This window comes from Arthrobacter sp. CAN_A2 (genome assembly GCF_015752045.1).
Lineage (GTDB): Bacteria > Actinomycetota > Actinomycetes > Actinomycetales > Micrococcaceae > Arthrobacter_D.
The window spans coordinates 127,543-141,216 of sequence record NZ_JADOUS010000009.1; the positions used below are offsets into that span (position 1 = coordinate 127,543).

16 protein-coding genes are annotated in these 13,674 nt (G+C 68.6%); 9 read left to right on the plus strand and 7 right to left on the minus strand.

The window, feature by feature from the left end; all coding sequences use genetic code 11:
• Position 1: 1 nt before the first annotated feature.
• Positions 2-868, minus strand: coding sequence for a universal stress protein (locus tag IWX63_RS13095; RefSeq protein WP_199278602.1), 867 nt, complete (start codon positions 866-868; stop codon positions 2-4).
• Complete coding sequence (locus tag IWX63_RS13100; protein ID WP_199278603.1) at positions 865-1,359, minus strand: universal stress protein; 495 nt, start codon at positions 1,357-1,359, stop codon at positions 865-867. Before IWX63_RS13100 ends, IWX63_RS13095 begins: the two co-directional genes overlap by 4 nt.
• A gap of 205 nt (positions 1,360-1,564) precedes the next feature.
• On the opposite strand from IWX63_RS13100, the gene IWX63_RS13105 reads away from it, so the two are divergent.
• The gene (locus tag IWX63_RS13105) at positions 1,565-2,254 is read left to right on the plus strand and encodes a response regulator (protein ID WP_199278604.1); all 690 of its coding nucleotides are present in this window, start codon (positions 1,565-1,567) and stop codon (positions 2,252-2,254) included.
• On the opposite strand, the gene IWX63_RS13110 is transcribed toward IWX63_RS13105, so the two are convergent.
• The gene (locus IWX63_RS13110; protein WP_199278605.1) at positions 2,202-3,884 is read right to left on the minus strand and encodes a GAF domain-containing sensor histidine kinase; all 1,683 of its coding nucleotides are present in this window, start codon (positions 3,882-3,884) and stop codon (positions 2,202-2,204) included. The two genes, IWX63_RS13105 and IWX63_RS13110, sit on opposite strands and share 53 nt — an antisense overlap.
• Positions 3,885-4,026: 142 nt before the next feature.
• On the opposite strand from IWX63_RS13110, the gene IWX63_RS13115 reads away from it, so the two are divergent.
• Entirely contained in the window at positions 4,027-4,476 is a 450-nt protein-coding gene (locus tag IWX63_RS13115) for a pyridoxamine 5'-phosphate oxidase family protein (RefSeq protein WP_199278606.1), read from the plus strand.
• Here the strand turns inward: IWX63_RS13115 and IWX63_RS13120 are convergent.
• Positions 4,406-5,329 (minus strand): universal stress protein, encoded by a 924-nt coding sequence (locus IWX63_RS13120; RefSeq protein ID WP_199278607.1) that lies wholly within the window; start codon positions 5,327-5,329, stop codon positions 4,406-4,408. The genes IWX63_RS13115 and IWX63_RS13120 overlap by 71 nt on opposite strands.
• The gene (locus IWX63_RS13125; protein ID WP_199278608.1) at positions 5,326-6,408 is read right to left on the minus strand and encodes an NAD(P)-dependent alcohol dehydrogenase; all 1,083 of its coding nucleotides are present in this window, start codon (positions 6,406-6,408) and stop codon (positions 5,326-5,328) included. The genes IWX63_RS13120 and IWX63_RS13125 overlap by 4 nt, the downstream gene beginning before the upstream one ends.
• A 245-nt stretch (positions 6,409-6,653) precedes the next feature.
• Between IWX63_RS13125 and IWX63_RS13130 the strand changes: the two genes are divergently transcribed.
• On the plus strand, positions 6,654-7,103 hold the full coding sequence (locus IWX63_RS13130; protein ID WP_199278609.1) for a pyridoxamine 5'-phosphate oxidase family protein: 450 nt from the start codon (positions 6,654-6,656) through the stop codon (positions 7,101-7,103).
• Positions 7,104-7,114: 11 nt separating this feature from the next.
• Complete coding sequence (locus tag IWX63_RS13135) at positions 7,115-7,429, plus strand: hypothetical protein (protein WP_199278610.1); 315 nt, start codon at positions 7,115-7,117, stop codon at positions 7,427-7,429.
• 133 nt (positions 7,430-7,562) lie between these two features.
• Here IWX63_RS13135 and IWX63_RS13140 read toward each other — a convergent pair whose 3' ends face one another.
• Together IWX63_RS13140 and IWX63_RS13145 are read right to left on the minus strand one after the other, a co-directional pair.
• Positions 7,563-7,871: a hypothetical protein gene (locus tag IWX63_RS13140; protein WP_199278611.1), complete on the minus strand. Its 309-nt coding sequence runs from the start codon at positions 7,869-7,871 to the stop codon at positions 7,563-7,565.
• Between the two features lie 122 nt (positions 7,872-7,993).
• Positions 7,994-8,275 carry a hypothetical protein gene (locus tag IWX63_RS13145; protein WP_199278612.1) on the minus strand — a complete coding sequence of 94 codons (282 nt, stop codon included), beginning with the start codon at positions 8,273-8,275 and terminating at the stop codon, positions 7,994-7,996.
• A 179-nt stretch (positions 8,276-8,454) separates the two neighbouring features.
• Between IWX63_RS13145 and IWX63_RS13150 the strand changes: the two genes are divergently transcribed.
• From IWX63_RS13150 to IWX63_RS13170, 5 genes are all read left to right on the plus strand, one after another.
• A complete protein-coding gene (locus IWX63_RS13150; protein WP_199278613.1) occupies positions 8,455-8,724 on the plus strand; it encodes a BON domain-containing protein in 270 nt (89 codons plus the stop codon).
• A gap of 145 nt (positions 8,725-8,869) precedes the next feature.
• A complete protein-coding gene (locus IWX63_RS13155) occupies positions 8,870-9,511 on the plus strand; it encodes an NADPH-dependent F420 reductase (RefSeq protein WP_199278614.1) in 642 nt (213 codons plus the stop codon).
• Positions 9,512-9,670: 159 nt separating this feature from the next.
• Positions 9,671-11,551 (plus strand): heavy metal translocating P-type ATPase, encoded by a 1,881-nt coding sequence (locus IWX63_RS13160; RefSeq protein ID WP_334685861.1) that lies wholly within the window; start codon positions 9,671-9,673, stop codon positions 11,549-11,551.
• A 454-nt stretch (positions 11,552-12,005) separates the two neighbouring features.
• Positions 12,006-12,176 (plus strand): hypothetical protein, encoded by a 171-nt coding sequence (locus IWX63_RS13165; RefSeq protein ID WP_199278615.1) that lies wholly within the window; start codon positions 12,006-12,008, stop codon positions 12,174-12,176.
• A gap of 786 nt (positions 12,177-12,962) precedes the next feature.
• The gene (locus IWX63_RS13170; protein ID WP_199278616.1) at positions 12,963-13,535 is read left to right on the plus strand and encodes an MOSC domain-containing protein; all 573 of its coding nucleotides are present in this window, start codon (positions 12,963-12,965) and stop codon (positions 13,533-13,535) included.
• Positions 13,536-13,674: the final 139 nt, after the last annotated feature.

Genomic DNA, 13,674 nt, shown 5'->3' on the forward strand with positions numbered 1-13,674 from the left:
ACTACCGGACGACGACGACGTTGCCGTCGGCGTGGTGCAGTACAGCGTGGACGGTGGAGCCGAGCCGGGTGCCCAGTGTGTTGCGGCCCTTGGCCCCGAGGACGACGCAGGCGGCTCTCCTGGTCTCCTCGACGATGCAGCCGGGTACGGAATCAGCGCGGAGGAGGTCCCGGGCTGCGGTCGGACCCGTGTGCTCGCCGAGCAGGGCGAAGGCTTGCTCGAGGACCGGGTCCTGCTCCTGCTCCTCCGGCAAGACGTCCGTCACCCCATGCCGGTGGGGGGCGCCCACGTGCAGGAGCCGGAGTGACTTGTGCAGGGTGCCGGCCAGCTGGGCCGCCACCATCACCGCCCTGTCGCTCTCGGGAGATCCGTCGACCGCGACGAGGACGGTGTCGTGCGTGGGACGGGCATCACGGACGACCACGACGGGGCAGGATGCGGTGGAGACGAGATGGAGGCTCACCGATCCGATCAGCAACCCGGAGAAGCCGCCGAGTCCCCGGGTTCCGGTGACGAGGAGGGAGGCCTCGTCCGAGAGCGTCGTCAGGATGCTGGTGGGGGCGCCCGTCACCAGACGGTCGTGCACCTCGAGGTCCGACTCGGAGCGTCGTGCCAGCTCGAGTCCTTCTGCCAGGATCCGCTGTGCTTCCCCGCGCAGTCCGCTGTCCTCGACGCCCGCGACCGGCCCCAGCCGTTCGGTGAAGTACGGCCAAATGAACACGTGGACGACGATGAGGGGCAACTGCGCCACGCCGGCATAGCGGGACGCCCACAGGAGCGCTCTCTTCGATTCGTCGGAACCGTCGTAGCCGACGATCACCGGCTTGCCCTGGCGCAGCCCAGCGCTGCCCCCCGTCCTGGCAGTCATGCCGTAGCGGAAGCGGGTTGCGGGGCGGCGGCTTCACTGTCGGAGGACCGGAGGGCGCCGTGCGCGATGAGGACCGGGCAGGATGATCGCTCCGCGACGGCGGAACTCACGGATCCGAGGAGGAGTCCCACGAACCCGCCGTGACCCCGCGAACCGACGACGATCATCGTCGCCTTCCGGCTCTCCTCGATGAGCACCTGGGCTGTGGGCCCCTGCAGCACCCGGCGCGCCACCGGGCACGGTGGCTCATCCCCGAACGCCGCCGACAGCGCGTCGTCGAGCGCCGTCTCGGCCAGTTCGTCAGGATTCCACGTGATGGGGGCGAAGGTGCCGAAACCTATGGGGTACTGCCACACCGTCAGGGCTTTGATGGCATCACCGGCGAGCGGTACGAGGCTGCCGGCAAGTCTGAGTGCGGCGATCGACTCTTCCGACCCATCGACGCCGACCACGATGACGCGGGGCTTGCGGGGTGAGGGGGTCGTGTCCATGATGGGGTTCTGCTCCTTCGCCACAGGTGAACGTGCGCCCCGTCATCGTCTCCGGGCCCTCACACTCCGGGTAGGGTCGAAAGGCCCACCCGATGTGGGGCCGTTGTGCCCTGACCGCGTGCGCGATACCGGGTGATGATAGTGCTTGAACACGAGGCACCCGGCCCGGTAGCGCCGGGCGCGTCGACGACGTCGGAGGTTGGACATGGACTACCCCGCGACCGGTGGGCATCCGCAGGAGGCCACGGTGTTCCTCCTCGATGATCATGAGCTGGTGCGGCGTGGGCTGCGCGAACTCCTGGAGAGCGAGGGTTTCTCGATCGTCGGAGAATCCGGGTCCGCCGAGGAAGCCGCCCGGAGGATTCCTGCCCTGTCGCCGGACATCTCGATCCTCGATGCGCGGCTGCCCGACGGCACGGGGATCGAGGTGTGCCGCGATGTGCGCTCGATCGACCCTTCCCTGGCGTGCGTGATCCTGACGAGCTATGACGATGAGCAGGCATTGAGGGGCGCTGTACTCGCGGGTGCGTCGGGGTACATCCTCAAGGAGATCCTCGGATCCGACCTCGTGGAGAAGGTCCGCCGGGCGGCGTCCGGTCAATCCCTGTTCGCGGCCGGTGTGACGGAGCGGATCACTTCAGGACTCCGGGACGCCCCGGCCGAGGACCCGCGCCTGGCGGGTCTGACGAGCCAGGAGAAGAAGGTCCTGGCCCTCATCGGCGCCGGGTTGACCAATCGGGAGATCGGCACGGAACTCTTCCTGGCTGAGAAGACCGTGAAGAACTACGTGTCGTCCTTGCTGTCGAAGCTGGGGTTCCAGCGCCGCACCCAGGCGGCAGTGTTCATCTCCCGCCCGTCAGGTCAGCCGGCTCAGTCGGGTTCAGAGGGATCCTGAGGTGGACCTCGGTCCCCCCCTTCGGTTCACTGATGATGGAGATCGTGCCGTCGCAGAGTTCGGCGCGGCGCTTCATGTTGGTCATACCGCTGCTGCGGGTGGGGTTCTCGAACCCGCGGCCGTCGTCGGCGATCTTCAACTCGAGGTGTTCGCCGATCGCTCGCAGCGTCACCGTGATGGTCTGCGCGTCGGCATGCCGCAGCGCATTCGACAGCCCCTCGAGCAATACGGCCCTGACGTGGTCGGCGCGCTCATCGTCCAGCGCCGCGTCGAGCTGGCCTGACAGCTGGAGAACCGGCGCGAGGTCGTGGCCGTCGAAGGCATCGGCGACGAGGGAGAAGATCGTGGAGGTGAAGGTCGGGGTGATCTGTGGAACCGTGCGCAGCGAGTAGATGGTGTCGCGCAATTCCCGGATGGTCTCGTCCAGTTCCGTCGTCACTGCGGAGATCCGGTTCAGGGCTTCGGCGTCCGGGGTGTACTTGCGCAGGCTCTGGATACTCAGCCCGGCCGCGAAGAGCCGCTGGATGACCAGGTCGTGCAGGTCGCGAGCAATCCGGTCCCGGTCGCCGAAGACCGCCTCCTGTTCCCGCTGGCGATGGACCCGCAGCAGTTCGAGGGCCAGGGACACATGGGACACGAAGGTGGTCATCATCTCGTAGTCGACGTCGGAGAACGGCGATCCGCCCGATGACCGGCCGACGACGAGGAACCGGCGGTCGCCGTCGCCGGGGAGCCTGCTGCACAGCGCCGTCCCGATCATGCCCTCCGGGGCGCCGGGGAGCACCTGTGCGAACTCGTCCGCGTCCAGCACGATGGGTGTCAGGGTGGTCGGTAGCCTGTCGAGCAGCGTCGCGTCAATGCTCGGCCGGCCGAGCAGGGCGTCCACCTCGACGCCGTCCACTGCTTCGCAGCCAACTCCCCGCTGGTTTCCGAAGTCTCTGAGGACGGCCGCAAGCATGCTCTGCGAGGCGTTCAGCGCGTGAGTGGCGAGGATGTCCAGATCGTGGTGGGATTCGTCGTGCTGACCGAGGAGTTCCCGCACGGCGTTCAGCCCGCCCTCGAGCCACCGGGTCCTCCGATTCGCTTCATCGAAGAGTCGCGAGTTCTCGATCGCGACCCCCGCGGCGGAGGCCAGCGCCACCACGAGTTGTTCGTCGGCGGCCGAGAAGTCGTCGCCCCCGTTCTTCTCGGTCAGGTACAGGTTGCCGAAGACACGGTCGTGGATGCGGATCGGGACTCCGAGAAAGGACTTCATCGGCGGGTGACCAGCGGGATAGCCATAGGCGAGCGGATGCTCGCGCAGATCGGAGAGGCGGATGGAATGCGGCACGGAGATCAGCAGGCCGAGGATCCCGTGCCCCGTCGGGAACTGGCCGATCCGCCGGATCTCGTCGTCCTCCATCCCCACAGTGGTGAAATGACCCAGGGTACGGTCCGGGCCAATGACTCCGAGGGCGCCGTACCGGGCGTCGACCAACCGGCAGGCTGCCGAGATGACGCGTTCCAGAACGGTGTCGAGACCGAGGTCGTCCGCGATCGCCGCGAAGGCCGCCAGGAGGTCTTCCATCCCGGCCAGCGCCGTCGTCCGTGGGGGTGCTCCGATGGGAGATTCGTCAGAATAAGTGACCACGTGCCGCACTCCGTACTGTCGACGTGATGTCCTGCCCCCTGGAAATCACAATCCGTCTGTCCTGACGAGACCCGACCGCGCGACCGAGAAGAGGGGTCAGAGGTCCCTATCCGGCCCGCGGGTCGCTTCGTAGTGTCGATCTATGGAAGCCGAGAATACACCTACGGAAATCCTTCCAGCGCACGAATGCTGGAAATTGCTGCGGAATGCTCCCTTCGGACGCCTTGCGTTGTGCATACAGGGTATCCCGGGCATCTTCCCGGTCAATTTCGTCGTGGAACACGGCACGATCGTCTTTCGCACCTCCGAGGGGACGAAGTCCCGGTTCTCGGAGAAAGCCCCCGTCTCGTTCGAGACGGACGGCTTCCTCAACGATGGCGCCCTGGTGTGGAGTGTGATCGTTCAGGGACACGCGGCGACCATCAGCCAGACGAGCGAACTCCTGGACACGGTCACCCTGCCTCTCCATCCGTGGGAGATGGGCCGCAAGGACCGGTTCATGCGACTGGTGCCGGAGACGATCAGTGGACGTTCATTCGCTCCGCTGCACGCGTCGGCGAATCCTCAGCCGGCTCGAGCTCACGACGAGTGAGGACCAGGGTGGGGCACGGTGGCTCCAGGAGGAGCGTGTGCGTGACCGAGCCGAGGGACATCGCTGATCGCGCGCCGCTCCCGTGGCGGCCGATCACCAGCAGATCGGAGCCGGCGCCATAGAGCGCAAGGGCCTCGACGGGCGTGTGCAGATCGTCGACGATCCAGCTCACGATGAGGTCCGGGTAGCGCGTGCGCACCGCCAGCAGCATCGGCGAGGCACCGACCGCCATACGCTGGGGTGATGATCCCAGTGCAGTCACCACAGTGAGGGCCATGCCCGCCGACTGGGCCTCCTCGGCCGCTCTCATGAGGGCGATACGGGATACGTCCGAGCCGTCCACACCGACGACCACTCCCCCTCTGGCCTGGCCGGAACCCGTCTGATAGCCGTACCCCGGAGGCACGACGGCGACGGGCGTCGCCGAGTTCAGCGCCACCTGCAGTGCGACGGAGCCCTTGAACTCCCCGCTGGACGGATCCTTCCGGTCGGCGCCCACGACGATCATGGGCGCAGCTGTGGAGAGCCCCAGCAGTGCCTCGACGACGTCGCCGCAGTGGAGGTACGTGCTGACCCGCAGGCCCGGATACCGGTGGGAGACGCGCGACGCTTCGCGACTGACCATCACACGCCCGGCGATCACCTCGTCGCCGTACAGGCGACCCGGCGGCATCAGGGACGGGTCCGCGATGGCATGCAGCACGGTGAGCGGGGCATCGAGGGCCGCAGCGCGGGCGGCCGCCCATTCCACCGCGGTCCGATCCGCCGCAGGATCACGCATCGCCACGAGCATCGGCTCAGAGCGCTGGACCGAGGGCTTGATTGCTGTCGCATCAGGAAAGACCGTGGTCATGATGCATCCTCACCGTGCTGGTCGTGATCAGGAACGATGACGGCTCGCCCCCGAATGGTTCCGGCTCTCAGCCGCTCGTAGGCGTGGGGCGCATCGTCCAGGCTGAAGCGCTCGGTCTCGACGTGGATCATGCCGGAGCGTGCCAACTCGAGGACCTCCATCAGTTCTGGACGCGAGCCCCAGTAAGGAGCGCGGGCCGACGACTCCCAGGGCGTGGAGAAGAACCCGATGTTCACCGTACCCGGTCCCACCCCGACGATGACGACCTCACCGGCGACCGCCACGAGGCGGGACGCGAGATCCGTCGTCGCCTGTATGCCCACGAAGTCGAAGACCGCAGTGACACCCCGCCCTCCGGTCAGGGCGCGGATCTCCTCCTCGAGGGCGGTCATCTCCGCGGCTTCCCCACCGGTGACGAAGCCGTGGTGGGCGCCGACGGCCTGGGCCAGCTCCACCTTGTCCCCCGCGGTGTCCAGGGCGATCACCGTGGTCGCGCTGATCGCCCGGAGGATCTGCACCGCGACGTGGCCCAGTCCGCCGACACCGATGACCACGGCCACGGATCCGGGGATGAGTTGCGGGAGGCTCCTCTTGATGGCGTGGTACGGAGTCAGCCCGGCGTCGGTCAGCGGCACGCTCGCCACAGGGTCGAGATCTCCCAGCGGGACGAGGTGGCGGGAGTCGTCGATCAGGAGGTATTCGGCCATGGCGCCGGGTGCACCGAGTCCCGGCGGGCTGATCCCCTCCGCGGCTGCATGCTCGCAGTAGTTCTCCTCGCCACGGGAGCAGCGATAGCAGCGACCGCATCCCCAGGGACCGTACACCAGCACGGATTCCCCGATCTCCAGCCCCCTCACGCCCTCGCCGAGGGCAGCGACGGTACCCGCGCCCTCGTGGCCGAGGGTGAGCGGGAGCCCGTAGATGTACTGGTCCTCGGGGAGGTCCATCACGAACTGGTCCGAATGGCACACACCCGCGGCCGTCACGCGCAGCAGGACCTGACCGGGGCCCGGGACGGGGGTCGGGACGTCGACGAGCACCGGGGCGGAACCGATGGTCCTGTACTGGAGTGCCTTCACGCTGGTCCTTCCTGGGGGCGATGACAGCCGGCGGGGTGACCCGCAGGGCGTCCATGATGATGCGGCGTCGCGGGCAGGTGAGGCACGATCCCACGATCACAGATCCAGCGAGCGCTGATCAGGGGCTTTGGACCCTGATACGGACCTCGAAGTGTTTGTAGCGTCGACAGGAGGCACCCCTCCGTCCCGGGATCACCCGGTACGACGGTGTGCTTGGACCGCCACTACGGACGAAGGACGACACCGTGTCAACACCGCCCCGTCAGGACAGCTACTGGGACATGCCCGGCGCCCTCCATGCGTCGGAAGCCCTCACACCGTCGCAGTGCTGGGCGCTGGCGACGACGCAGTCGCTCGGCCGTCTCGGCTTCTTCCATGAGGGGTTCCTGAACATCTTCCCGGTCAACTACTTCGTGCTCGACCAGCATCTGTATTTCCGGACCCGGGCGGACGGCACCATCGCCAGCAGCTACCTCGAGCACGCCGGGTTCCAGGTCGACCTCACCGATCGGACTACCCAGAGTGGGTGGACCGTCCTGGCCAACGGACCGGCCATCCGCGTCGAGGATCCGGCCCTCCTGACCACCCTGTGGGGCAAAGTGTCGGAGGAGCCGTGGGCACCCGGTCTTCGCGACCTCTTCTACGAGATGACCCCGACCCGGATGCGTGGTCGTCGCCTGTCGACCGCCCGTTAGCGCTGATGACCATGTCGACGATCCGGACCGGGAGCCAGCGGCCGTTCGTCGTCCACCCCCCGGTGCCGTCGGACGCTGAAAAACGCATGCTGGACACGAGGGCCATCCGTGAACGGGCACTCAAGGACGAACGTCCTCGTGGACTGGTCCCGGTCTGCCTGGCCTGCGGTTCGGACGACGCGCTCGTCTATTCCACGTACTCCGAGCAGGTGATCCTCCCCAACGGCCGCACCCGGCACGCCCGGGCGAGGTACTGCTGCGCCCGCTGCGGTCGCAGCCGCGATCACGAGGTTCCGGCGAGCTGGCGCCCGCCGGGCTGGTTCTGATGCACCTGAGGGACGCGACCCAAAGGGTAAACCACCGGATGGGGGCGCGATCCGCTCCATGGATCTCCGCCCGCCTCGGTGCACCCCGCGCTCGCCGTTGAGCCCAGGGTGCACCCGTCTGCCGTCCCGCGCGCTATGGTGCGGGAGGTATGACCCCCAGGGGGAAGGGAGCCGGCGCGGCCCCCTGCGCCGTGAGGCGCGCGGTGATCGAACGAGGTTGCAGGTCGTCCCGGACCGAGTCCCACGCCTGGGCCTCACTCAGGTCGAGGACCACGTTCGTTCCCGGTGACAGGGTGGCTGCCCTTCTCACCACGAGGTCGAGGGCGTGCAGATTGACCGCTGACACACAACCGTGCACGAGGATCTGCACCATGTGCGCCTCGGCATCCGCGCTGACGAGGATCTTCAGCTTCCGGTTGGAGGCCGATGGGTGCATCGCCATGGCGCGCCGCCGCATCGTCTCGTCCGTCTCCGCGCCGAGCGCACCTGTCCCTGCGGCTCCGCGGCGATACGCGGTCCTCGCAGATCCATGGGTCGCGCCGGCTGATGCGACCGGACGCCTTCTCACCGGTCCAGCATTTCTGCGTGCTCGTCCCGTCGCATGCCGGCTTGCCCACCGGCGGTGAACCCGCCGAGTTCCTGCGCCCGACGACGCGCCTTCAGGAACACGAGCTCTTCCCCTGTGAACCAGTATTCCCCGTGGTCGTCCGCATGCAGGCTCTCGCCGATGGTCGATTCCACCCGGTTGACCAGGGTACGCGGCAGGACCACGCACCCCGGATTCGCGAGTACCCACTGCTGTACGGCTGGATCGATCCTCGTCCATATTGAACTGATGTTGGTCACTGTGCGAACCTCTCGGATCGTTGTCTCGCCTTGCACGAACATCACACGTGAGTCGCCAACCGACTACTAGGGCCTAAAGTCCCATCCGACGTCGTCCGCCGCGCGAATTCGTGAACCAGACGGCAGGAAGAGGACCTTGGACCCTGCAGACGACCCGCCGCACGGCGCACAGTGGACAGATGACGATGTCTGTCGACAGCCACCCCGTCGCGGGTGAAGGAGTGCGCGGGGCAATCGATCCCGGCTCGCTCGAGGATCTTCTGCGCCACGCCGTGCGCCGCGCGGCCGACTGCGCGAGCCTGGACATCACAGTGACGGAGGGAACCGTGGTCCTCTCCGGTGTGGCCCTGCGCCGAGAAGACAGGTCTCGCGCCGGCTTCGCCTGCTGGTGCGATCCGACAGTCCGCGCCGTCTACAACAACCTGACCATCTCACCCGGCCTCGCGTGAGTACCTCGGGCGTGGCCGGACGCGTCCACTGATCAGGACCTAAGGCCCCTGCACGCCCTTCCGGACGCCGCCTAGGCTGACGCGCATGCTGCATCGCTGGATCCTCGCCGCGCTACCGGGCGGCCTGTCGGAAAGGCAGAAAGACATGAGCACAGTGACGATCATCGGAAGCGGCAGGATGGCCCGGGGTATCGGCCTCAGGATGCTCCACGCCCGATGCCAGGTCAGGATCCTCGGGAGGAACGGGGAACAGACACGGGCCCTGGTGGAAGAACTGGGACCCGGCGCCCAGGGAGGCTACCCGGGCGAACCCATCGACGGCCACGTCGTGGTCCTCGCCATCCCCTACCCCGACATCAGGGAGCTCATCCTCGAATACGGCTCCGGCCTCGACGGGAAGATCGTCGTCGACATCAGCAACCCCGTCGACGTCGCCGGCTTCGATCGCCTCCTCACACCTACCGGGACGTCCTCCGGAGAGCAGACCGCGGAGCTCCTGGGTGGCCGGGCCGATGTGGTCAAGGCCTTCAATACGGTGTTCGCCGGCACTCTCCAGGAGGGCAAGGTGGCCGGTGAACCGCTGGACGTCTTCCTGGCCGGAGACTCCGAGGACGCCAAGGCCGTGGTCAGCAGGCTCGTGGCGAGTTCGGGCCTGCGCCCCGTCGACGTGGGACCGTTGCGCCGATCACGTGAGCTCGAGGCGATGATGCTCCTGATCATGGGACTGCAGGTCGGCGATGCTCACCCGCACTTCAACTGGGACACCGCGCTGAAGATCCTTCCGTGACCACCCTCGGAGGCGCGCGGCCAGCCGGGCACGACGGCCGCCGTGCCCGCTGATACTCCCGCCCGCTCGGGCGGCACACCGGGGCCCGACCCGGCGCAGACTCTTCCGCGGCCGCCTCTCCCCGGAGAAACACGGAAGGCGCCGTCGGGGGCGCCCGGAGTGCAGGGCAGGACATCCCTCCCGAGGCTCCCCTGGCTGGTCGTCCTCACGTGCGTCGTCATCGTGGTGACGATCCTCCTCGATGTGGCGGGGGCCGGCGCCGCCGCGCAGATCACTGCGACGTCCTACTCCCTTGCCGTCGCGACCGTGCAGGCCTACGGCATGCTCAGGGACATCCGGAAGGGCCACTGGGGCGTTGATCTCCTGGCGCTGATGGCCATCATCGCCACCGCCGTCACCGGCGAGTACTACGCGAGCATCGTCGTCGTGCTGATGATCGCCAGCGGGCAGGCCCTGGACGCGTTCGCATCCGCGCGCGCCCAGACCCAGCTCCGGGCACTGCTCGAGCGGGCACCCCGGTCGGCCCACCGGATCACCGAGGACGGCCAGGAGCATGCAACGGGCGACGGCGGGCCCGAGGCCGGCTCGATCGAGGACGTTCCGATCGACGATCTCCAGGTGGGCGACCTCGTGCTCGTGAGACCGTCGGAGGTCGTCCCCGCCGACGGGACACTGGAGACGGACTCCGCGACACTCGACGAGTCGATGCTCACAGGTGAGAGCATGCCCGTCGACTATCAGCGCGGCGCGCAGGTCCTCAGCGGATCCCTGAACGGGGCGGACGCGCTCACGCTGCGGGCGACCGCGACTCCGGCGCAATCGCAGTACAGCCAGATCGTCGCGCTCGTCGCGGAGGCGTCGGCCAGCCGGTCGCCGACGGTCAGGCTCGCCGACCGGTTCGCGGTCCCCTTCACCGCCTTCGCGTTGGCCCTCGCCGCGCTGTCGTGGTTCCTGAGCTCCGATCCGACCCGGGCCGCAGCGGTCCTGGTCGCTGCCACGCCCTGCCCCCTCCTGATCGCCGCGCCGGTAGCGTTCCTCGGGGGGATCAGCAGGGCCGCCCGCGCCGGCATCATCATCCGGAGCACCCAGGCACTGGAGCAGCTCGCGCGGGCCCGGAGTGTCGCCTTCGACAAGACCGGCACCCTGACATCCGGCACGCCGCTGGTGGGCGAGATCGTCCTCGCACCGACGGCGGGATCCCTCACCGAGGACGAGGTACTCGCCCTGACCGCCTCCGCCGAGCAGTACTCCACCCATGTGCTTGCCGCGGCCATCACCGCCGAGGCCGCGCGCCGCGGACTGGCACTCCGTCCTGCGAGCGCGGCCCAGGAGTTCGCCACAGACGGCGTACGTGCGGAGGTCGCGGGGACCATGATCGCCGTCGGAAAGCGGCGTTTCGTGGAAGGCCTCGTCGGGCGCGTGCCGGACCCTCCCCTGTCGCCGGGGGAAACCGCCGTCTACGTGGGGGTCGGCGAGCGCTTCGCCGGGTTCATCCTCCTGCGGGACGCCCTGCGCAGCTCTGCGCCCTCCACGGTCAGCTCGCTCGTGGCGCTCGGCGTGCAGGACGTGCTCATGCTCACCGGAGACGTCGAGGCCACCGCGCGCCACATCGCACGGGAGGCGGGAGTGACCACGATCCACACCGACTGCCTGCCCGGAGACAAGGTGGAGATCGTCCGGAACCTGCCCGAGCGCCCCGTCATCATGGTGGGCGACGGCGTCAACGATGCCCCGGTGCTCGCGGCCGCCGACGTCGGCATCGCCATGGGGGCGAGGGGATCGACGGCGGCCAGTGAATCGGCGGAAGTCATCATCACCGTCGACGACCTCGCGAAAGTCACCGAGGCCGTGCTCATCGGCAAGCGGACCCTGCGCATAGCGCTGCAGAGCATCGGGATCGGCATCGCGCTGAGCCTCGTGCTGATGATGGGCGCCGCCCTGGGATTCGTCCCCCCACTGGCCGGCGCGTTCGGGCAGGAGGGTATCGACCTCCTGACGATCCTCTACGCACTGCGCGCGGCACGCGCCCCCCGCAAGTAGGACGGATTCCCGTCCATTGCGCTGTTCCCCGGCATCGTCAGGACGGGAGTCGTGTGTCCTGTACACATTCGGAGTCAGATTACTTCTTGTTGACCGAAGCACCCGATGTCATGCCTCTAGTGATTCCAGCTTCAAGGGATGCGGCCGCCAAGCTCCGACTAGGCCGCGCACCAACCCCATGTTCGTGGGTGGTTCCCTGAAGAACACCCATGAACGCATCCGTAATCCCCCCTGCCCGGAATCAGCCGCACGTTCGTGACGCCGCTGCCTATCGGGAGAACGAGGCCGACCTGCGCAGGCTCGCCGTCGCCAACGGCCGCGGCGCCGACCACATCAAGACCTTCGCGAGGACCGTCCCGGGCGCGACCCGCAGCCCAGCACCAGGCGGCACCCCGCCGGAACAACCGTCGGCGAGGCACTCGAGCGCATCACGCGCTTCGATCGCGGCCCGTTCGTGGCCATCGGCACACCCACGGAGGTCGCCGACGAGATCGAGCGATGGGTCGAGGGTACGGATCTCGACGGGTTCAACCTGCGGCAGTTCCTCACCCCGGGCACGGCGGAGGACTTCATCGAACTCGTGGTCCCCGAAGTGCAGAAGCGCGGCCTGTACCGCAGGTCGTAGGAGGAATCGACGTTCCGCGAGCGCCTGTTCGGCCCGGGAGCGACACGGCTCTTCGACCAGCATCCCGGCGCACGCTACCGCAACGGGGCCAACCTCGGCTGCGACGCCCAGCCTTTCGATGCGCTGCGGATCGCCACGGGACCCGCCGACATCGTCCCGCCCACCACACCGTCCTACGCCCAGGAGTCCACAGTGCCACCACGCCCACCGATCAGCCGCGGACGAGCGAGCCCGGACCGCCGGACGCCCCGCCCCCGACGGCAGCCCTCAGGGAACGGTTCCGTCCGCTCTCCGACACCACCACCACCGGAGCCCCGCGCCGGGAGCAGGAGCGCGTCCTGCCCTCCGACGAGGTGGCGGCCGTGAAGGCTGCGGGGTTCGGCGCACTGCGCGTCCCCGAGGAGTACGGCGGATCGGGGGGTGTCCCTGCGGCAGCTCTTCAGCCTCCTCACCGACCTGGCGGCAGCGGACTCGCACCTCACGCAGCTGTAGCGCGGCCACTTCCCCTACGTCGAGGGGACGCTGCTCCGGCCGGTGTCGGCGCAGCGTGACCGGTCGCTGGTCGACATCGCGTCGGGGACGATGGTCGGCAACGCCTCGACCGAGCTCACCGGCTCGTCCCTGCGGCACATCCGCACGGCCCTGCCCCCACCCCCCCCCCGGGATCCGCGGGACGGCGTGGCGACGCTCACTGGGCTACCGGGCGGTCCACGGTGAGCGTGAGCTGCACCGTCCGGGTGCCTGAGGCGGGCAAGTCCACGAGCGCGACCGGCTAGCGTTGGGACCATGACGCATGAGTTCCGGTACGACGTCGAGATCCTGCACCTGCTCGTCTCGCCCGGGCACGCCTACTTCGGGCGCGCCCGGGAGGGAGCCGCCGACGTGCCCACCGCCGATGCGGACCGCGCCGAGGTCGTGGCGGGCAAGGGGATCGTGGGCGACCGGTTCTTCGGGAAGGCTGCACACATGGATGCCGCCGTGACGCTGTTCCCCATCGAGTCGCTCGAGGCCATCGCGGCGGAGCTCGGGGCGGGCCCCTTCGATCCGCTGCTTCCCCGCCGCAACGTGGTCCTCCGGGGCGCCGAGCTCACACCGCTGATCGGTCAGGACTTCGTCCTCGAGAGTGCGGGCGGGAGCGTCGCTCTCCACGGAGGCCGGCACGCCCACCCCTGTGCCTGGATGAACCAGGTCCTGGCGCCGGGTGCCCATCAGTCCATGCGGGGGCGGGGCGGCCTTCGGTGCCGGCCGCTGAGCAGCGGAACCCTTCACCGGGGATCGGCGGTCCTGGTCAGCCCGGTGCCATTGGACCCGGCACGGGCGCAGGCGGCATCGGTGCTCAGGCCCTCCCGGCTGCCGTAGCCACGCCCCGGCGTTGCCTCGTCTGACGTCGGGTGGACCGGCGCCGGGTGTCATTCACCCTCGGCAGGTGATCCCGGGGACGGTCCGCCGTCGCACTCTGGGAAGAAGCCACCGGGACAGGACCGGCGGTCGCGATCCC